Annotated in this window: 18 protein-coding genes; 9 read left to right on the top strand and 9 right to left on the bottom strand. The window is 62.2% G+C overall.

Annotated features, from left to right (window positions below; translation table 11 throughout):
• The first annotated feature begins 74 nt into the window (after nt 1-74).
• The 3 genes from JNK74_07940 (at nt 75) to JNK74_07930 (ending at nt 5,340) form a co-directional block, all read left to right on the top strand.
• Nucleotides 75-1,229, top strand: a complete 1,155-nt coding sequence (locus tag JNK74_07940) for a 2-isopropylmalate synthase (GenBank protein ID MBL7646102.1) — start codon at nt 75-77, stop codon at nt 1,227-1,229.
• Nucleotides 1,230-1,468: 239 nt separating this feature from the next.
• Nucleotides 1,469-4,234 carry an ankyrin repeat domain-containing protein gene (locus JNK74_07935; protein ID MBL7646101.1) on the top strand — a complete coding sequence of 922 codons (2,766 nt, stop codon included), beginning with the start codon at nt 1,469-1,471 and terminating at the stop codon, nt 4,232-4,234.
• Nucleotides 4,235-4,425: 191 nt separating this feature from the next.
• The gene (locus JNK74_07930) at nt 4,426-5,340 is read left to right on the top strand and encodes a histone deacetylase (GenBank protein ID MBL7646100.1); all 915 of its coding nucleotides are present in this window, start codon (nt 4,426-4,428) and stop codon (nt 5,338-5,340) included.
• Nucleotides 5,341-5,349: 9 nt separating this feature from the next.
• Here JNK74_07930 and JNK74_07925 read toward each other — a convergent pair whose 3' ends face one another.
• A complete protein-coding gene (locus JNK74_07925) occupies nt 5,350-6,273 on the bottom strand; it encodes a serine/threonine protein kinase (GenBank protein ID MBL7646099.1) in 924 nt (307 codons plus the stop codon).
• A gap of 173 nt (nt 6,274-6,446) precedes the next feature.
• Here JNK74_07925 and JNK74_07920 point away from each other — a divergent pair, with 173 nt between their 5' ends.
• A complete protein-coding gene (locus JNK74_07920) occupies nt 6,447-7,307 on the top strand; it encodes a TIGR00730 family Rossman fold protein (GenBank protein MBL7646098.1) in 861 nt (286 codons plus the stop codon).
• A gap of 112 nt (nt 7,308-7,419) precedes the next feature.
• Here the strand turns inward: JNK74_07920 and JNK74_07915 are convergent, their stop codons facing one another.
• Nucleotides 7,420-7,854: a prepilin-type N-terminal cleavage/methylation domain-containing protein gene (locus JNK74_07915; GenBank protein MBL7646097.1), complete on the bottom strand. Its 435-nt coding sequence runs from the start codon at nt 7,852-7,854 to the stop codon at nt 7,420-7,422.
• 351 nt (nt 7,855-8,205) lie between these two features.
• Between JNK74_07915 and JNK74_07910 the strand changes: the two genes are divergently transcribed.
• Nucleotides 8,206-8,664 carry a DUF1569 domain-containing protein gene (locus JNK74_07910; protein ID MBL7646096.1) on the top strand — a complete coding sequence of 153 codons (459 nt, stop codon included), beginning with the start codon at nt 8,206-8,208 and terminating at the stop codon, nt 8,662-8,664.
• Here the strand turns inward: JNK74_07910 and lptB are convergent, their stop codons facing one another.
• From lptB to nadC, 5 genes are all read right to left on the bottom strand, one after another.
• A complete protein-coding gene (gene lptB, locus JNK74_07905) occupies nt 8,665-9,399 on the bottom strand; it encodes an LPS export ABC transporter ATP-binding protein (GenBank protein MBL7646095.1) in 735 nt (244 codons plus the stop codon).
• 239 nt (nt 9,400-9,638) lie between these two features.
• Nucleotides 9,639-10,541 (bottom strand): hypothetical protein, encoded by a 903-nt coding sequence (locus JNK74_07900; GenBank protein MBL7646094.1) that lies wholly within the window; start codon nt 10,539-10,541, stop codon nt 9,639-9,641.
• Nucleotides 10,538-11,146 (bottom strand): LPS export ABC transporter periplasmic protein LptC, encoded by a 609-nt coding sequence (gene lptC, locus JNK74_07895; GenBank protein ID MBL7646093.1) that lies wholly within the window; start codon nt 11,144-11,146, stop codon nt 10,538-10,540. The genes JNK74_07900 and lptC overlap by 4 nt, the downstream gene beginning before the upstream one ends.
• Nucleotides 11,143-11,919, bottom strand: a complete 777-nt coding sequence (locus JNK74_07890) for a type III pantothenate kinase (protein MBL7646092.1) — start codon at nt 11,917-11,919, stop codon at nt 11,143-11,145. Before JNK74_07890 ends, lptC begins: the two co-directional genes overlap by 4 nt.
• Before the next feature lie 75 nt (nt 11,920-11,994).
• Nucleotides 11,995-12,840 carry a carboxylating nicotinate-nucleotide diphosphorylase gene (gene nadC / locus JNK74_07885; protein ID MBL7646091.1) on the bottom strand — a complete coding sequence of 282 codons (846 nt, stop codon included), beginning with the start codon at nt 12,838-12,840 and terminating at the stop codon, nt 11,995-11,997.
• Between the two features lie 233 nt (nt 12,841-13,073).
• Here nadC and JNK74_07880 point away from each other — a divergent pair, with 233 nt between their 5' ends.
• Both JNK74_07880 and JNK74_07875 read left to right on the top strand, forming a co-directional pair.
• Entirely contained in the window at nt 13,074-14,627 is a 1,554-nt protein-coding gene (locus JNK74_07880; protein ID MBL7646090.1) for a hypothetical protein, read from the top strand.
• Between the two features lie 144 nt (nt 14,628-14,771).
• Nucleotides 14,772-15,566 (top strand): phytanoyl-CoA dioxygenase family protein, encoded by a 795-nt coding sequence (locus JNK74_07875; protein ID MBL7646089.1) that lies wholly within the window; start codon nt 14,772-14,774, stop codon nt 15,564-15,566.
• 107 nt (nt 15,567-15,673) lie between these two features.
• Here the strand turns inward: JNK74_07875 and JNK74_07870 are convergent, their stop codons facing one another.
• A complete protein-coding gene (locus JNK74_07870; protein MBL7646088.1) occupies nt 15,674-15,871 on the bottom strand; it encodes a hypothetical protein in 198 nt (65 codons plus the stop codon).
• A gap of 473 nt (nt 15,872-16,344) precedes the next feature.
• Nucleotides 16,345-17,511, bottom strand: coding sequence for an MFS transporter (locus JNK74_07865; protein ID MBL7646087.1), 1,167 nt, complete (start codon nt 17,509-17,511; stop codon nt 16,345-16,347).
• 271 nt (nt 17,512-17,782) lie between these two features.
• Here JNK74_07865 and JNK74_07860 point away from each other — a divergent pair, with 271 nt between their 5' ends.
• A complete protein-coding gene (locus JNK74_07860) occupies nt 17,783-19,423 on the top strand; it encodes a metallophosphoesterase family protein (GenBank protein MBL7646086.1) in 1,641 nt (546 codons plus the stop codon).
• Nucleotides 19,424-19,611: 188 nt separating this feature from the next.
• Nucleotides 19,612-19,857 carry a hypothetical protein gene (locus tag JNK74_07855; GenBank protein ID MBL7646085.1) on the top strand — a complete coding sequence of 82 codons (246 nt, stop codon included), beginning with the start codon at nt 19,612-19,614 and terminating at the stop codon, nt 19,855-19,857.
• Nucleotides 19,858-20,073: the final 216 nt, after the last annotated feature.

The following is a 20,073-nucleotide window of genomic DNA, read 5'->3' as shown; positions in this document are numbered from 1 at the left end:
CGAATCCACATGCTGCGACGCTCGCGTTGAACTTTTTCGATTGGAAAGAAAAACTACCTGGAGCGCGTAATCGCATGCGGAAACAGATTCGAGTATTAGACACCACCCTCCGGGACGGCGAGCAGACGCCCGGAGTCCATTTGGACGTTCACGAAAAAACTGCCATTGCGGAGGCCCTCGAAGCCCTCGGCGTGGCCACCATTGAGGCGGGCTTCCCCGCGTCGTCTCCGGGCGACGCCGGGGCCGTGCGGGCTATCGCCGGGCTGATCGGGGGTTGCGAAGTCGCGGCCTTGTCCCGGTGCGTCCCGGGAGATATTGATGCCGCCGGGGAGGCGTTGCGTCCGGCTGTCGCGCCGGTCATGCATCTCGTCATTGGCACATCGGATATCCACCTGGCCCACAAGTTGCACATGACCCGGGCCCAGGCGGTTTCGGCCATAGACCGGAGCGTACGCCAGGCGCGGCGGTGGGCCGAGGCGGTCCAGTTCAGCCTGGAGGACGCCACCCGGAGCGACCCGATATTCCTTCGCCAGTGTGCCGAAGCCGCCGTGGAGGCGGGCGCGTCGCGCATCAATATCGCCGATACCGTGGGCTGCATGACACCCGACGAGTTCGGCCCCATGGTGCGCGACATGGTCCAGTTTCTCGGCGCGTCCACCATCGTGTCGGCCCACTGCCACAACGACATGGGCCTGGCCACGGCCAACGCCTTCGCGGCGATTCGCGGCGGCGCGCGCCAGGTCGAGGTGACGGTAAACGGCATCGGCGAGCGCGCGGGGAACACCGCGTTGGAGGAGATAGCCGTCATTGCGGCCCTGAAGGGCGCGGGCGACACCGGCATCCAGCTCGGCGGCCTCACTGCGATCAGTGCCATGGTGGCGGCGGCCACGGGTGTGCCGGTACAGCCCAACCGGGCCATCGTCGGCCGCAACGCCTTCACTCACAGTTCGGGTATCCATCAGGACGGCATCTTGAAAGCGGCGGAGAACTACCAGTTTGTCGCGCCGGAAATGGTTGGGAAGGACGGTCACGATTTCATCCTCACCGCCCGTTCGGGCCGCAATGCCGTGTTTCACGTGGCAAAGAGCCGGGGCCATGTTGTGGCCGAATCCGATCGGGACCGAATCTACACCGAGTTTGTACGCTTTGCGGACACCGTTCACGGCGCGGTGGATGGCAGTGATCTCGATGCCCTCGTGGCGCGGGCGCTTGTAGGCTGCCGGGTTTAGGCTGTAGTCTGGAGTCTGGAGTCTGGAGGCTGAAGGCTGAAGGCTGAAGGCTGAAGGCTGAAGGCTGAAGGCTGGAGGCTGGAGGCTGGAGTGTGAACATGGGTCTTATGGGTCGAATGAAGTCATTTGGGCCCATAAGGCCCTACCCACACGACCCATAAGACCCATACGACCCATACGACCCATAAGACCCATAAGACCCATAAGACCCATAAGACCCCCAAATCCCCGGAGCACCCATGAAACGAGGTGACTACACCGCGCTGCTGCTGTTTGTCCTTCAGGCCGGTATCGCATTCTGGTATGCCCGCCTTCTGGCGCCCTTCGTGCCACCGCTCGGTGATTCCTATTTTCAGGTGCCGCTGTCGCCCCTGTCCGAGGCCCTCAGTGGCCTGCGTACCCTTGGGTATCCACTCTTCCACGCCTTCGTGGCCGGCCAGGGGCATGGCTTGCCGGCCTACCCCGAAGCCCAGATGCTGCTCCTTCTGCCCTGCGTCCTTGTCTTCGGTCTGGGGTTGCGCGCCTACGGGTTGACGGGCCCGGCCGCGCTTGTCGCCGCCTCGCCCCTGATCTGGATCGTGCCGGTGGCGCATGTCATTCCCGAAACGCCCGCGAAGTGCTTCGCCATCGCGGCGGCGGGTTTTCTCCTCTGGTTCGCCGGCACGCGTACGTTGCTCCCCTGCATCGGCCTCGCGCTCTCCATTTTCCTGGCCTATCAGATGCGGCCAGCCTTCCTTTTTCTGGTGGCCTGGGTGCCTGCCGCGTGGATTCTGCTCTATACACGCCGGTGGGGCCGACTCCATCAGGTCCGCTGGCTGGGCCAGTTCGCACGGTGCATGGCCGCCTGCGTATTGCCCCTGCTGCTTTTCAGCGCAATGCGACTCGTCCTGGTGGGTCACTTCGGTCTCGTATCTTTCGGCGGACAGAATACCATCGGCATTTCTATCGAAATGCTCGACAGCCAGACCGTATCGCGCCTTCCCGCCGGGGAACGGCCCCTTGGGCAGGTTTTTGCCCGAGGGCGCGAGGCCTGGCCCGATCCACGGTTCCTTACGAGAAAAGGGCTTCGCGACGACTGGAACTACATCGCACCGATTTACGCCGCAAACGTGAACCGCATCGGTCGCACGCTGCAGGCGAAGTTCCCGCCCGTGGAAGGCGCCGCGGGCAATGTCGAGCGGGACCAGGCCATGAGCCGCCTGAGCCTCCAGACCTTTCTCGTTGAATGGCCCATGTATGGCGACTGGCTGGCGGGCGCCGCGGTGGAGAGTTTTCGAATGGCCCTCGTCCTTCTGCTGGGCGGTGGCCGCGACGAGGGCTTTGGTCTCGGCCCGGACTATTCCCTTGTGGTGTTCCTGGCGCTGATCGTTTTGGCGCTGTTGAGCTGGCCCGTGGAGCGGCGCGCCTTTGGCGAGGGTTCCCGTCCCTTCTTCAGCCGTGCGGCGACAGTGCTCCTTTTCCTCTCGGGCACCTTCTTTCTGACCAAGATGCTGCTGGTCATCCTCGTGGAACCGCCCATCGCGCGCTACGTCGAGGCGGCGGCCTACCTGCTTCCCTGTGTATTGGCCGCGCTTTACTGGGATCGCGCCGTGATTCTCGCCGCGGCCCTCTGCGGGCGGCCGCACTGGTACAACCAGTGCTACGTCGCCTATCCCGCAGTGCCCGACACGGCCCACACGCCGCCCTGGCGCCTCTGGGCGTCCCGGGCGCGCCTGTCGCGTCGTGTCGCCCTGTCGGTTCTTGCCGCCGTCGCCCTCGCCGTCCTGGTCATGATCTGGACCTCCCGCGACGCGCGCCTCTTTCACGCCCTCGCGACCGATCCCGAGAGCGTTCGCGACCGTCTCCTGCAGGCCGGGCCGCCGGTGGCCTGGCGTGGGGACGACGGGGCGACCCTCCTGCACTATGCCGCACTCCAGGGCGATGTGGAACTGGTGCGGCACCTCATCGCCGAGGGCGCGGACCCCGGCGCGACCACGCGCGACGGCGCGCAGGCGCTGCACTGGGCCACGCTGGGAAAGGGGGACGGCGCCGTCGTGCCCCCCCTGCTGGCGGCGGGCCTGTCTCCCCAAACAGCGGGCCCCCTGGGGCTCAGTCCCCTCCATCTGGCCGCGCTCTTCGGGAATACCGGCGTACTGGCGGCCCTGATGGACGGGGGGGCCGATCCGAATGTCCGAAACAAAGCGGGGGTGGTTCCCCTGCACCTGGTCGATTCCGTGGCGGCGGCCACCGTGCTGCTGGCGCGGGGGGCGGCGGTTGACGCGGCGGACCTCAACGGCGCGACGCCCTTTCTGTGGGCGCACAATCGGGAACTTGCGGAATTCTTCCTTAGGCACGGCGCAAACATCAACGCGCGGGAAGACTGGCGATCCTTCATTCGCCGGGGTACGCCGCTGCTGAAGGCGGCATATCACGGGGATTACGAAACGGCCCACTGGCTCCTGGAGCGCGGCGCGGATCCGAACGCCGGAGATATCAATGATTTCAGCGCGGTGTACTACGCCATCTGGCGGGGAAACACCGCCCTGCTCCAGTTGCTTCTGGATCGCGGGGCGGACCCCATGCACCCCGGCCGCTGGATGGCCTACCATAGCGACGCCCTCACCGAGCGCTTTACCGATATAATAGGCAAGACCGTCGGGACGCATGAGAAGCGCGCAAGTTTTCATAAGCTGGTTCACGACGAGGCCCGGATGCACCCCCTGGACTGGGCCGCGTTTCTGGGCAACACCCGGGCCATGGAAGTGCTCATCGCACGGGGCGCGCGCCTGGACACGCACAACGAGTATGGTATGTCCGCGATCCACTGGGCCATCCTGGGCAATCGCGGTCCCGCCGAGAAGTTGCTCCGCGCACGGGATCCGGGGCTTGCCCAGCTCGACGATGCCCGCCTTCCCGTACGCGCGTTTCGCGCCGCCGTTCTCGCGGGCAAGCGCAATTTGGGACCGATCATTCCACCGCCCGCACGCGAGGGGAATCCCGCTCCCGCGCCGCCCCCGTCCGGCTGAAGGCGCGTGCACCCGCGTGCCGTGCCTGTTCTGGTGGACCAGCCGCTGCCGAATATGAGACCATTTCGAGCAGCGCCTTTCCAGTCTCCGCGATTAGCGACCATCCCGAAGGGCGCGCCCGGCGAAGAAGCCGGCACCGCTCCGCGGGGGAGCGCGGACACCCGCCTTTAACGAGAGAGATCAGTACAACCATGTCGAAAACGGCCTTTTTTCAGTGTGAGGAAGCGGAGAAGCACGATACCGGCTCGGGCCATGTGGAATCCCCGGGCCGCATGGGCGCCATCCGCAACGCCATGCAGGCGGCGGGTCTCAAGCCCGATCTGCTGCTGGAAAAAAAGCCGGCCCGTCTGGACGACTTGTCCCGATGCCACGCCGAGGCCCACATCGGCATCGTGCAGCGCTATTGCACCACGGGGGAAGAGTTCAACGACCCCGACACGGCGATGGGACCCGGCTCCTGGGAGGCGGCCATGCTTGCCGCGGGCGGTGCGATCGAAGCGGCGCGGGCGGTGCTCGAAGGCCGCTGTGACAACGCCTTCAGCGCCATGCGCCCGCCAGGACACCACGCGGAGCGCAACCGGGTGATGGGTTTCTGCCTGTTTAACAATGCCGCCATCGCCGCCCGCTGGCTTCGTACGGAAGGCGGTCTCGATCGCGTGGCGATCCTGGACTGGGACGTGCACCACGGAAACGGCACCCAGGACATCACCTACAACGACGACTCCATCTACTACGCCAGTATCCATGAGGCCCCGCTCTATCCCGGAACGGGGCACCCCTCCGAGCGGGGGAAGAACAACACGAATCTAAATATCACCATGTCCTATGGGAAAGGCCCTGAAGACTGGCTGGGCGCAATCACGGATACGATTCTACCGGAGTTCGAGCGTTTTGATCCCCAGTTTCTCATCATTTCCTGCGGCTTCGACGCCCATCGCCTCGATCCGCTGGCGAGCCAGCGGCTGGAATCGGAGACTTACGGCGAGATGACGAAGCTGGTCAAGGGTGTGGCGGGGGGGAGGGTCATATCGCTGCTGGAGGGCGGTTACAATCTTCAGGCCCTCGGAGAAAGCGCCGCGTATCATTTCCACGCGCTTCAGCGTTAGGCGGCGGTACTATCGGCGCCTGAGCAGTCTTCCGTGTAGACGCTGAAATATGCGGCGGAAGGCCGAGCGGAACTTCTCCCAGCGCGAGGGCTTCGCCTCGACCTCGTCCATGGCAAATCGCTGGGCCTTTTCACGGCGATGAGCGCGCTGGTAGATTTCAAGCAGTGCAGCACCGGCAGCTTTTGCATTGGCATAGCGTTCGAAAGGATCTTGGGCGAGCGTTTTTGCGAGAAATTCGTCGCAGCCCCGGGGCAGATTTTTCCCCAGCATTTCTGGAGAGACCCCCTCGGGCGGCAGTTCGCCGGTGAGCATCTCGTAAAACATGACGCCCAGAGGATAGAGATCCGCCCGGAAATCCGCGAGGGCGGCGTTACGTTTCTGTTCGGGGGAGTTGTATTCATTGCGCCCGAGATTGGATCCGAAGAGGGTGAGCCCCTCGTTGCACTGATTCTTGCGCGCCAGCCCGAAGTCGATGACCTTTACCACGCCATCCTTGCGCAGCATGATGTTCTCCGGGGCGATGTCCCGGTGGATGTATCGCTGGTGCACATAGTAGAGCCCGCGCGAAGCAAGGCAGATCACGTGAACGGCCGAGGCGAAATCCATGGGGGTATGGCGGAACATCCACTCCCGGAGGTTGCAGCCCTTGATGTACTCCATGGTGTAATAGAGGCGGCGACCGTCTTTTCCTGCGTCATAAAGATCGACGACATTCGGATGGTGCAGGGTGCGGAGCACCTCCACTTCCCGGGCGAAACGGGCCACGATCCAATCGTGGTCCCGGTGCTTTTCGTGGAGTACCTTGAGGGCCACCTGGCGATGTTTGGCCTCGTCGTGGACCAGATACACCGAGCCCATGCCGCCGTAACCGAGCAACCGGCCCACCGCGTATCGGTTGGATATACGCAGGCCCTCAAGGTTCTCGTACTTCATGGACAATTCTGGCCCTGTACGCCAAGCTGCACGCAGTTCTCCCGTCCGGGATTGTGTGGAAGGGGGCAATCCCGCTACATTAGGATCCATGTGCGCCGCGCGATGCAAGTTTTCACGGCGGGCCCGGCGCACCCCATTTGAGCCGCCCTCCGGGGCGAGAGAGGTATCTTTCCTTGTCAAAACCCGAAAAAGCCTATAAGAATCTGGATTTCCTGAACTCCCCCGACGCGCGCCAGATCCGCGTCCTGTGCGAATTTGCCGAGCCGAAAAGCCGCTTCAGAAAGTACCGCGTCCGCGACACCATCGTGTTTTTCGGTTCCGCCCGCACCCTGGCCCCGGAAGTGGCCGCCGAACGGCTGGAAAAGATCGAGACCGAGTTGGCGGGGCTGGAGACGCTCGATTCCGAGCAGGCCCGGCGACTCGCCGTGGCGCGACGGGACGCCGCCAATGCAAAGTACTACGGCGAGGCCGTGGCCCTTTCCGAGCGGCTCACCCATTGGTCCATGCAGTTGAAAAACCAGGGTTACCACTTCGTGGTCTGTTCCGGCGGTGGTCCCGGGATCATGGAAGCCGCAAATCGAGGCGCCCGGCAGGCGGGTGGGCGCTCGGTGTCGCTCAACATCAGTCTGCCGATGGAGCAGGCGGGCAACCCCTACCAGACGCCCGAGCTCGCCTTTGAGTTCCACTACTTTTTCGTGCGCAAGTTCTGGTTCGTTTACCTGGCCAAAGCGCTGATCGTGTTTCCCGGCGGTTTCGGCACCATGGATGAACTCTTCGAAGTGCTCACCCTGGTGCAGACCCACAAGACGGCGAAGGACATGCCCATTGTGCTATTCGGCCGCGAATTCTGGGAGCGGGTCTTCAATTTTGAGGCGCTCGTGGAACTCGGCTATGTATGCCCGGACGACCTGAAGCTCTTCACCTTCTGCGACACGGTGGACGAGGCCTATGATTATCTTACCCGACGGCTTACCGACCTCTATCTGGACGATCACGGTGTTCCCAGGACGCAACCGAATCCGGTGGTGGACTGACCCGCAAGGGTGAGCGTGCCGACGTGGGGAAAAATGGAAAACGGGACAGCAGGTGGCGAATTCCCTGCTGTCCCGAAGAAGGGCGTGCTTGAGCCCGCTGCGACCGAGTCCATCAGTTTCCGGAGATCGTCTCGCTGGTCTCGTCTGGTTCGGCACCCTGCTCGTAGCGTATGGCCGCCGATACATCGATTCGGAAGCCATTCCAGCCGGTGACGTTCCATTCCACGGGGGTGGCATAGGCCACGAAGCTGGTACCGTCGCCCTCCACGCGATATTGGTAGCCGCTGCGCGGTCCGGTCCAGTCGCCACCTTCGAGGAAGGGGGGTGATGCGCTGGTCAGGTCGGTAATGTCGTCGGCATATTCATAGTGCTGGGTGTTGTAGCTGGTTTCCGCATCGAGGATTACGCGCAGGCTGGCAATGGCGGAGGCTTCATTGGCCTGGATGCGGGTCCGAATGTAGTTGGGTACGGCGATGGCGGCAATAATGGCGATGATTTCGACAACAATCATCAGCTCGATCAGCGTGAATCCCTGGTTGTTTTTCATAGCGGGTTCTCCTTTACTGGGCATTTTGCTTCGCGCACAGCAAGAGGATGCAAAGTATGTGCCAATGTGCCACGACAGTGTTAAGTTCCTGTAATTAGTTGACTTGAGGAAAACGGGCAACCTTGCGGGGATTGCGGGTCGCGACAAAATTTGTCGTCTGGCGACGTTCGCGGTACACGGATTGCAAGAAAGAACATGAAAATTTCCCCAGGTTGCGTTTGCTGTAAGTGGTTGCGGCGACGGATTTTTGGCGATCTTGCCGGTGGGGTGGATGAGGCGGAGTGTAAAAAATCGCACTTGAATTGACCACCATCGTCCCTGCTACATTCCCCGGAGACACAGGAGAAAACCATGGCCACCATCGACCTGAATCGGACCTCGGCGGGTGACTTCGTTCAACGTCTGGACGCGATAAACACGTCCGACCAGCGCCGCTGGGGTACGCTGGACCCGGCCGCCCTCATGCGCCATCTGAACTATGTGTTCGAAGCTTCCCTCAACGAGCAACGGGCGGAGAAGGTCTTTATCCCGTTGCCGCGCTTCGTGGTCTGGTACCTTTTCTTCGTCTGGTTCACCCGATGGCCCGAAGGGAAGATAAAAGCGCCGGACAGCTTCTGCCCCGATGGCGATGCGATGCTGGAGGAAGAGCGGGCCCGGTGTGTAGCGGCCCTGTGGCGTTTCGTGGAAGCGCTGGAGACCGCGCCGGAGCGGAAGGGCTTCAGTCCCCTTCTGGGAAACATTTCCCTGCGCCGCTGGTCCCGCGTGCATGGAGTCCACCTGGCCCATCACCTCCGGCAATACGGGGTGTGATTACTCGGCGGTCGCGCCACTCAGGCTGAATCGCTCGCCGAGGTAGTATTTGCGCGCGGTCGGATCGTTTGCGATTTCGTCGGGCGTGCCGGAGACGCGCACCTCGCCCTCGATGATAATATAGGCGCGATCGGAGATGCCGAGTGTTTCGCGCACGTTGTGATCGGTGATGAGCACGCCGATGCCCTTCTTCTTCAATTGGCCCATCATGTCCTGCAGGTCGGCCACGGCGATGGGGTCGATACCCGCGAAGGGTTCATCGAGAAGAAAGACCTTCGGATTGGTCACGAGAGCCCGGGCGATTTCCGTGCGGCGTCGCTCGCCGCCGGAGAGGGTGTAGGCGGGGCTGTTGGCAAGATGGGCGATGTTCAGTTCGTCCAGGAGTTCGTCGGCCCGCTTGACCCGTTCCGCCTTGGTCAGGGGCTGATACTCCAGGATGGCGAGGATATTTTCGCGAACGGTGAGTTGGCGAAACACCGATGGCTCCTGGGGCAGATAGGCCATGCCGGCCCTGGCCCGGAGGTACATGGGCATTTTTGTGATGTCATGGCCGTCGTAGAAGATCTTGCCCGAGTCGGGGCGCAGCAGCCCCACGGTCATGGTGAAGGTGGTGGTTTTTCCCGCGCCATTGGGGCCGAGGAGCCCCACGATCTCGCCCGGATTCACGGCAATGGACACGCCCCGGACGACCTTCCGCTTTTTGAAGGACTTTTCCAGGTTTTCCGTGTGGAGCAGGGCTGAATCGGTTTTGGGCACGTGTCTACTTTCCTCGCGTTACTTCACCACCCATAGAGGCACTTGAAACGATGTAGGGGGGCTTTCCAGCCCCCCAATTTCATGCAACGCAGTCGTTTGAAACAATCTACGGGGTAGCCGTCCAACTTCGTTGCTCGGCTTCGGGGCTGGAAAGCCCCCGCTCCATACCTCCCAGGAATACTGGAACAACGAACAAACCACCGCTATCCAGCGGGGACTTACAGTCCCTTAATCATAGCGGGGTAGGCCGCGTTGAGCAAGAGTCTGTTCTGTCGGGCCTGTTCTTCCGGGGTCTGGTCCTTCTTGGCGATCAGGGCTTTCACCTCGTCGCTGAGGGCGATCCCGTCCCAGGCGGCCCGCTTGTACATGCCGGGCTTCCGGATGACCGCGTTGAGCTGCTTGATTACGTCGGCCTTGGCGCCCACGAGCACCGAGGTCTCCTGGCTTTCCAGCATATCGCGAACGGTCGCGTTGAGCTGGGCCATGACCTGCTTGCCGGGGTTGTCGCCGCTCGCTTTGGCCTGGCTCTTGAGGGTATTGATCAGGCCTTCAAAATCGGTCACATCCGCCTCCGTCAGTTCGCCGGGCAGGGGCGCGCCACCGCCACCGCCACCACCCGCGCCACTGCCGCCCTCGGCGCCTTTCAGCGGCATCTTGTCGACGGAGGTCTGCTCCAGGGAGAAGGCGCCCGTCTCCATGTTGATCATGATGCGCTCCGCGGCCAGATTCTTAAAGGTGTCGGAATCCATCACGGGGTTGCCGGTGAAAACCAAATCGCCCGATTCCAGGTTCCAGTCGGCGTGCTGCGCCTTGATCTGTCCCTGGGGATGTTTGATGTCCACATTGCCGTCCATCTTGATCTTCGACGGCATGGAGGATCCTTCTTTCCACTCAAAGGTGATGTTGTTGGCGCGTATCGGCAAGCTCGGCTTTGCGGCATCATCGGAGAGCAGTTCGATGAATACGCCCCCCGTGAGCGAGTCCAGTTTACCGGTCTGGATATTGCCCTTCATCATGCCCGCCTTGACCGACATGGAGTTGTAGCCATCGGCGCCGCCCTGGGCGAGGGCCGGTGCGGCGATCAGCATCGCCCCGAGTAAGAATGCGGCAATCCGCCTCATGGTTTTTCTCCCGTAAAGGTGATAACACCCGATACTTCATACAATTCCATGGAATTTGAATCAGGGTAAAGGCGCAGTCGAGCCGCCTCAAGCTTTTGTGTGGGGCTGGTAATCGTAAGGGGCTTGTCGCTGAAGGCCATACCGGTGCCGCTGTCTTCGCCTTCCCGGGGTGCAATTTCCCAGGTAATCTCCTCAAGGGCGATGGCCATATCGTCGATCTGGGCTTTCACGCCGCCCTTCAGGACCGCGCGCTGATTTTCCTGGAAGGTTCCGCTTGCGGCTTCGAAGTGAATTTGAGAGTCTTCCGGCTTCTGTTGCGGCACGACGGCCTGAGCGCCCTCGAAGGAAAGCTCCGCACCGCTTCCGTCCATATTGCCCGTTACGCGCTGGGCGCGAATGGAAAGCAGGGGCTTCTCCTCCTGGCCGGGCGCTTCGCTGGAGGGCCAGAGATGCATTTCGATATTGGTCATGTCCATGGCGTTTTCCGGTACTTCCGCGGAAGCGCTTTCCGCGTCGGGCTGGGCCGGTGGCGCGGCCGGCGGCGCACCGTTTCCACAGGCGGCCAGGGTCAGCGCCGGGAAGACTACAACAATCCAGTATTTCACAGGCTTGGCCTCGGGTTCTTGTGGTATACCGCCTTGAGGCCCTTCAGCGTCAGGTACGGATCCACCACGTCAATCGACTTGCCCACCTCCGCCATCACATGGGCCAGACCGCCCGTGGCGATGACCCGGGGCTTGCCACCCATTTCCTCGCCAAATCGGCGCACCATGCCGTCCACCAGATCGGCGTAGCCATAGGTCAGGCCGGAGCGGATGTTGGTGACGGTGTCGCGGCCAATGGCGAACTCCGGCTTCGTAATTTCGACGCGTGGCAGTTTCGCGCAATGTTCGAACAGGGCCTCGGCGGACAGTTGGATGCCCGGTACGATGGCGCCGCCGCGCCACTCCGCTTTCGCGGTGACGGCGTCGAAGGTGGTCGCGGTTCCAAAATCGATGATGATCAGAGCGCCTTCGTGCTCTTCGATGGCCCCCACGGCGTTCACGATACGGTCCGCGCCCACTTCCTTCGGGTTATCGCACTGCAACTGGAGGCCGGTCTTGACGCCCGGGCCGACCATGAGGGGTTCCACGCCAAAGGCGGTCTTGCTCACCTCGGTCAATGCCATGTTCAACTGGGGGACTACGCTGGAGATGCAGCAGCCTTCGATAGACTTCGGGTCCACGCCGTCGTTGTGAAGCAGCATGGTGAACAGAATACGCAGTTCATCGCCCGTGCGGTAATTGCCGGTGCTCACGCGCCAGTGACCCTGCAAGGTGTCGCCCTGGTACAAACCCAGCACGGTATTGGAATTTCCAACATCTATGACTAACAGCATGGCCTCTTGATCCGTGTAGACGAATTTGGAATGGAGATATTTAGTACGTTGACCGGTCGGGTTCCGCGCCTCGGTTTACAGCGGTTTGATAAGCAGTGAAAGATCGATCGCCGGCGCGGAGTGAGTCAGCGCGCCGACCGAGATGAGATCCACCCCCGTTTCCGCCATGGCGCGCACCCGCGCCAGGTTCACGTTTCCGCTGGCTTCCAGCAGGACCCGCCCCCCGTTGTGCGCCCGGCTTATCCGCACCGCCTCCGCCATGGTTTCGTTATCCATGTTGTCCAGCATTACCACATCGGCCCCCGCCTCCAGGGCCTCGCCCAGTTCCGCCAGATTGGTGACTTCGATCTCCACCCGCATAAGGTGGTGGGCCCCGGCGCGCGCGCGGGCCACCGCCGTGGCGATGCCCCCCGCCGCGGCAATGTGGTTCTCTTTGATCAGAATCCCGTCGGCAAGATTGTAACGGTGATTGGCGCCGCCGCCATGGCGCACCGCTTCCTTCTCCAAATGGCGCAGCAGGGGGGTTGTCTTGCGGGTATCGCAGATCCGGCATTGCAACCCCTCGACCGCCGCGACAAAGTGTGAGGTGATTGTGGCGACGCCCGACAGGCGCTGCACGAAATTCAGGCCGGTCCGCTCCGCGGTCAGCACGGCCCTCGTCGCTCCGGTAAAGCGCGCAACGACCTCGCCCGAGGCAAATGGGGCGCCGTCGTCCAGCCCCGTCCAGTCATCCACAGCCGCCCCGCAGTGGTCAAAGGCGTAGCGGTAGGCCGCCATGCCGCTCAGCACCCCCGCCTGCTTGGCCAGCAGGGTGACCGTGCAGCGGTCCCCGACAGGCACCAGGGCGCGGGACGTGAGGTCGCCCTGACCGATATCTTCGGCCAGCGCGGCGGCGACGGTGTGCTGGAGGGCGTGAATCATGACTGGTTTTACCTGGCTGGAAACGTGGGGGACAACATTCCATTTTGGAGCACTATTGACCTGAACGTTAATCCCGAATAGTACCACAAAAGCGCCAGGGGGTGCGAAAACAGCGCGTAGCGGAGGCCGGGCACTCCGGATTGTTACCGCTTTGTTACGTCCATTCGTGTCGCCGCTCGCTATCCTGGTTTCGTTACTATGACCAGTTGAAACAAACGATTGGAGATACCACCATGCGTATACGACTCTTGCTGTTCATTATTTGCGCCGCGCTTACTTCGAGCGCGGTTCTCGCTGCGCCGCAGGAGAAGACCGTTGCCGCGGGGCTTTTCAAGAACGGGCTGGCGGTCATTACCCGGGAGTACACCGTGCCGGGGCCGGGCACCTATACCTTTGCCTCGCTCGGCAGTCCGGTTCACGGCACGCTCTGGGTGGAGAGCGCGGCGGCGGTCGTGGCGCGATCCGGGAGCGAGACGGTGGAAGTAGCGTCCGGAGCCACCGCGACGGCGGGGTCCGCGAACCTGCTGGTGGGCAAGCAGGTGGAGATCGGGCTCCGGCTGGAAGGGGCCGATCCGTTCACGGGGGTGCTTATCGCAACGCCGATAGTCCCGCAGGAGATTCTGGATCCCTATCGCTCGGTCCGGCCCGCCCCGGTGGGTCCGTCCACGTATGTGATCGAGCGCGACGGACTTCGCAGCTTCGTTGCGGCGGACCTGGTTGCCTATGTGAGGGCGCTGGAAGCCCTCGGGCCGGAGACGGAAGAGCGGTCGGTGCTCGTGCTGGAGGTTGGGGACGGGGCTCCGAGTCCTTCGGTCATCCGCGTGCGCTACCTGGCCCATGGTCTCTCCTGGGCGCCAACGTATCGGATTGACCTTGTGGACGGCGACACCCTGCGTATCGGCCAGTCGGCGGCGATTCGCAACGAGCTGGAAGATCTGGAGGGCGTGGCGCTGGATCTAATCTCGGGCTTTCCCAACGTGGAGTTTCTGCAGGTGACATCGCCTTTCGCTGCGGATGCCACGTGGAGCGCCTTTCTGTCGCAACTCGTGCAACAGCCCCAGCGCTTCAGCACCGCGGTGACCCAGCAGATCCTCAGCAACAACGTGGAGCCGCAGTTTGTGCCCGGATCTTTCGCTGCGCCCACCTTTACGCCGGACGATGGCGCGGACATTCACTATGCGCCCATCGGGGCTCAATCGGTGAAGCGCGGCGGCGCGCTGGTGCTGAAGACTGCGGAAGCCGACGCGCCCTATGAGCGGGTGGTGGAGTGGACACTGGATCGGACGCGGCAGATGAGCGGGGACACGGAGGCGCCGGCGGAAGATATGTGGGATGCGTTGCGCTTCCAGAATCCCCTGCCCTTTCCCATTTCCACGGGACCGGCGATGGTGGAATCCCAGGGGCGCTTTCTGGGTTCAAAGACAATCCGCTGGACGCATCCGGGCGCAACGGCCCTGGCCTATGTCAGCAAGGCCCTGAGCGTGCGCGGCGACTATGAGGAGCAGGAAGTTTCCCGCCGGGAGATCGTGGAACTGGGCTTCCCCGTCATCCAGAGCACAGTCCAGGGAAAGCTTAGGGTACGCAATCAGCGCGCGGAAGCGGTGGCCATGATCATCCACGAGGAAATTGACGGCGCCCTGCGACGGGCCGACGGCGAACCGGAATCGGTCGTGGGGGCGGCGGGACCCGGTCGCCGAAACCAGAGCACGCGGCTCACGTGGAATCTTACGCTGGCGCCCGGCGAGGAGCGGGAGATCGCGCTGGAGTATACGATGATTGTGCGCTGAAGGCGAGAAAGGACCGAGCGCGGCAGGCCGCGCTGGAAAACTGCTCAAGTACTGGGAGTCGAGACCCGGACGTCGCGACATTTTTATTTCGGGGCTTCAGTCGTTAGAATCAGGGCACTTCCAAACCGCGATGGAGAGCCCGCGATGAACGCCACACGTGATGCCGCCGACTATTATCGGGATCATGGCTACTATTGCCATGCCGCGCCCGTGCTTTCACCCGGAGAGATTGACGCCACCCTCCGCGGGATGGAGCGGGTGCGCGATGGTCACTACGAGACGGGCATTCCCCCGGAGGACTCGCCCTGGAAGCCGGGCAACGATCCGCGCACGCTCTGCAAGATCGAGATGGCCCAACAGTGCAATCGCGCAATCATGGCGGCGGTTGCGAATCCGCGGCTGGGAGAGGTGGCCGCAGGTATCACCGGCGCTTCGATGATTCAGGCGTGGTGGGTGCAGCTCCTGATCAAGCCTCCCGTTGCGCCCGAGGGTGATTTCAAGACGAACGTGGGCTGGCACCAGGATTTTCAGTATTGGGATTGCTGGGAGGAGGGGAGCGAGGTATTTACCGCCTGGCTGGCCCTGAGTGATGTGACGGAGGAGGCGGGCTGTATGCACTTTGTTCCGGGATCCCACACAAGGGGTCTGCTGGGGCAGGGCGACTTCTACGGGCAGGATCTCGAAGCCCAGTCCCACGGGATTCGCGTGCCCGACGGCAAGGTGTGGTCGGAGGCATCGGGCGCGCTTCCGCCGGGCGGCGTGAGCTTTCACCACAGTCTCACGCTCCACGCGAGCGGGCCGAACCGCAGCGGGATGCCGCGCTGCAGCCTGGCAATTCACCTGCGCACGGAGAAATCCAGGCCGAAAAACGGCGAGCGGAAAGGGCTCGCCGAATTCATCGACGATTCCTCACGCTGTCCGATCCTCTTCGGAGGGTGAACACCTCGCATCGCCTTCCGGTCTTGATCGTGACCAAGCGGAAGCGCCCCATGCGGGCCTGCTCAGGCATGCATGGGGCGCTTTCATAGCTTCAGAGGCCCGGGGCCTTATTCTTCCTCGCCATTCTCGTCGTTGCTGGAATTCTCATCGGGCTCCGCATCGGCGCCTGCGACAAGGCCGTCCGCAACCGCAGATACAAGTCCAGCGGTCGCCTTGTCGAGTTTTTTCTGCCTCTTTTCCTCTTTCTTCTGTTTCTTCGCCATTTCTTTCTGGCGTTTCTCGTAATTGAAGTTTTGCTTGGCCAATGAAGTGAACCTCGGCGGTTGACGGCTATTGGGAAATGGCCGACGGGCGTGGTGGCCCTAATCGTGGGTATCGCATGAACGCGGGCGATGCACAAGCACCGAGAGCGGATCGAATTCAGGCCCTGGGGAAAGCCCGGTTCGCGTAGCGCGAAGACCGGCAGGCCCGGAAGGAGGTTCTGCCCCAGACGGGGCAACGCGGGCAGTGTATCACACCCAGACGGGGTGAACTACGAATTTCAGTTGACAGTTGACAGTTGACAGTTGACAGTTGACAATGGGCAATGGGCAATCGGCAATGGACAATAGGTAGTGGGCAAGACCTTTCTAGGTCCCAGCCTACTTCGCTGTCCACTGTCCACCGTCCACCGTCCACCGTCCACTGTCCACTGTCCACCGTCCACTGTCAACTATCAACTATCAACTATCAACTATCAACTATCAACTATCAACTATCAACTATCAACTATCAACTATCAACTATCAACTCTCTTCCTCGTTCCCGGCAGGAAGGCCGCCAATAGCCCCAGTAGCGGCAGCCAGGCGCACACGTGAAACACGTAGTCGATGCTGGTCAAATCGGCGAGCTTGCCCAGGGCGGCGGAGGCGATGCCGCTGACGCCGAAGGCGAATCCAAAGAAGAGTCCCGCGACGAGACCGACGCGTCCGGGTACGAGCTCCTGGGCGAAGACGAGAATAGCCGAGAAAGCCGACGCAAGTATGAGACCGGCAAATATACTCAGGATGACCGTTCCCGCGAGGCCCATGTGAGGAAGGGCCAGAGAGAAGGGGGCCACGCCGAGTATGGAGACCCAGATGACCGCCTTGCGACCGAAGTGATCGCCCAGGGGGCCGCCAGCGATAGTTCCGGCCGCGATGGCAAACAGAAAGATGAAGAGGTAGACCTGGGAGGCCTGAACCGACACCCCGAATTTCTGGATGAGGTAGAAGGTGTAATAGTTGGTGAGGCTGATGAGGTAGAAGTACTTCGAAATGATGAGTATGACCAGTACACCGAGGGCCACTATGGTGCGGCTGCGGCTGAGCTGAAACTTTCGCGGGGCTGCTTTCGCTCCCGACTTGGCCCGGCCCGCGTGGAGTCGCGCGGCGTACCAGCGGCCCACGGCGGAAAGGAGCACGATGCCGATGCAGGCGACGATGGAGAACCAGGCGACGGCGTGCTGTCCCCGGGGCACGATGATCCACGCGGCCAGGAGGGGACCCAGCGAACTCCCGAAGTTACCGCCGACCTGAAAGAGGCTCTGGGCGAAACCATGGCGTTTTCCGGCGGCCATATGGGCGAGGCGCGAAGCTTCGGGGTGGAAGATGGACGAGCCGGTGCCAATCAGGGCCGCCGCCACGAGGATTGCATGAAAGGATGCCGCGCGGGACATGAAGAGCAGCCCCACGAGGGTAATCCCCATGCCGGCCGCGAGGGAGTAGGGCTTGGGGTTGCGGTCTGTATAGAGCCCCACCAGCGGCTGGAGCAGGGAGGAGGACAGTTGGAACGTAAGCGTAATGAGGCCAATTTCGGTGAAGGTGAGCCGGTAGCTTTCCTTGAACACGGGGTACATGGCGGGAATCAGGGCCTGAATCGTGTCGTTGAGCATGTGGGACAGGCTCAGGGCCACCAGGACGCTCATGGCGGTGGCGGAGGCCGCGGCGATGGCGGCTTCCTGGGCATGTTCAATCTCTTCGTAGACCGCGTCTTCCGCAATATCGCTCATGGGTACTTCCGTGGTTGGTTTGAGGGGCTGCCGCCTGCCCATCAGGGGCGCTATGCGCATCGGGAATGGGTAGGGCGGCTATTGTAACAGATCGACCGCGCACTCGGACTTGCCCCGACTTGCCGGAAAGGGGGAGAATAGGGCTTTCTACTCCGCCCCTGTCGCAAGAACCTCCGTTGGAATTCTCATGAGCACCTTGAAAGTCCGCACCTTTGCGCTTCCCTTGTATTTTCCTGTTCTGCTGTTTTCAGTCTTGCTCGCGATGGACGTGCGTGCCTTTACGCCCCCCGAAGCCGACCCGAGTCTGGCGGCGTTTCGCATTCTGCCCTATCTACAGGAGCCGGCATGCACGGGCATGCGGATCAACTGGTTCACCACCGTCGGGGAGCCTGGGACCCTGCAGGTGTCGCCGGAGGGCGGTGCCGGCGATGTGCGGGAGATCACGAGCACGCCTGTACCCATGGCCGAGGCCCTCTATTCGGCACTGGAGGAATCGGAGCGGCCGCAGTTTTCAGACATGTTTGCCAATGCGAACTTCAAGCACTCGATCCTGCTGGAGGGACTTCAACCCGGTACGAAGTACATGTATTCGGTGCGCCAGGGCGAAAGCACCTTCAGCGCGACGTTTCGAACCGCGCCCGCGCCGGACCAGGCGGAGCGGCTGCGCATCATTGCGTTCGCGGACTCTGAGACGGATCCGGAAGGGCGAGTGACGTTCCGCTCGTGGGAGCCCGCCTTTCAGCACCCCGACGGCACGGGGCGTCCTGCGGATGTGACAAAGTACCTCGTGACGGAGACGGAAGGCTTTATTGAAAACCTGAAGGTCATCGATGCGCGCCAGCCCGATCTGGTGATGCTGGCGGGCGATATCGTGCAGGGCGGCGGCTATCAGCGCGCCTGGGATGAATTCTTCTTTCACACCGCGGGGAAGTTCGGCACCCTGATGACCCACACGCCCCTGCTGCTGGCGATGGGCAATTGGGAAACCTTTGGCGCGCGCAACGGCGAGTATGCCCCGGAAGCCGTCCATGCCAGCCGGCGGAAGTCGCTGGCTCACATCGACGGCGCGCCAAACAACAACCCGAAGTATGACAATGCCTACTATCGGACCGACTACGGTCCCGTCACGATCCTGACGCTGGACTCGACGAACGGAGTGCCCGACGATACGGATTTCGACACGAACATAAACATCGATATGGCGACCTATCCCGGCGATGACCAGCCGGATTTGAATCCGGGCTCGGATCAGTGGAACTGGACCATGGAGCAACTCCAGGACGCCCGTGGGAAGGGCCAGGTGATCTTCGTGCAATTCCACCATGTGCCCTATTCAAGCGGCGGGCATATTCTGCCCGTGTCCATGAAAGACAGCAGCGGCCAGGCCGGCGTGCCCATGCGCGCCTACACACCGTCCTTTCAGGAATATGGTGTGGCCGCGGTGCTCTGCGGGCATAACGAGACCTTCGAGCGCTCCCGCGTGGGCGATGTGCTCTTCTATGACGCCGGCGTGGCGGGTGACGGTATCGCCGGACCGGAGGACGTGAAGGATCCGCGCTGCGCCAACCCATGGCAGCAGTGGATTGCCCACAAGAACGACCCCGAATTGTGGAAGGGCCGGCAACTGGTCCAGGGCGGGCGCCACTATGGCCACGTGGAGATCGATCTCGCACGACAGGGAACTGGCTGGGATATTACCCTGACGGCGGTGCATACCTTTCCGGTGAACGACGAATCCGGTAAGGTGACCGGCTTCGAGCGCCGCGAGTATAGCGACAAGGTGCGCCTGCACATGGAGCGGGACGGCACGCGGACATTCAGGAACTGATCCGCCCGATTGCGTCCCGGCGCCCTTATACGAGGGGTTCACGCAGATGCGGCTCCATTGCGGTATGCATTACAATGAAGAGCGAGGCGGGCGCGCGGGCGGGCAAATGTCCTATTCGCAAGAGTTTCTTGCCGATACACGAAACACCATTCTCCCCTGAACAGGGCCGGAGCATTGAGAAGAGCACAATGACCAGGAAGACAACCAAGTCCGAGGAACCCAGACGGGGTCGGGCCTACTACGACACGCTGAGCGAGGCCGAACTGGATCAGCTCTGGGCGAATCGCGCGGAGCGGGGTATCGAGGGCGCGGAAGAGCAGCTCCTCCGCTTCGTACTGCGGGAAAGAAAGGGTTTCAAGCCGGTGGAACGCTTCGTCTCCATATGCCAGCGCTGCAACCTCCCGGCGGACAATTGTGCTTGTCTAAACAAGTAATGGGATTCGGTTTCTAAATTGAGGGGGCATAAATTGACATATCGGAATAGCACCATATAAAATCCCGAAAAGAGCGTGCCGGTGCTCATCAGTCGGTCGCTTCCACAGGTTTTCATGTCTCCCGGAACCTGTGCCACGGGTGGACGCGCCGCCGAGGCCCCTTGTGTCGGCGCGGTCGGGGATGGAGACAAACGGGCCGCCTGGCGGCTTGGAACC

The sequence above is a fragment of the Candidatus Hydrogenedentota bacterium genome (assembly GCA_016791475.1).
In the GTDB taxonomy this organism is placed as follows: Bacteria; Hydrogenedentota; Hydrogenedentia; order Hydrogenedentales; family JAEUWI01; genus JAEUWI01.
Note: the sequence above shows the minus strand (reverse complement) of the source record. Positions and strands in the feature narration are given on the sequence as shown.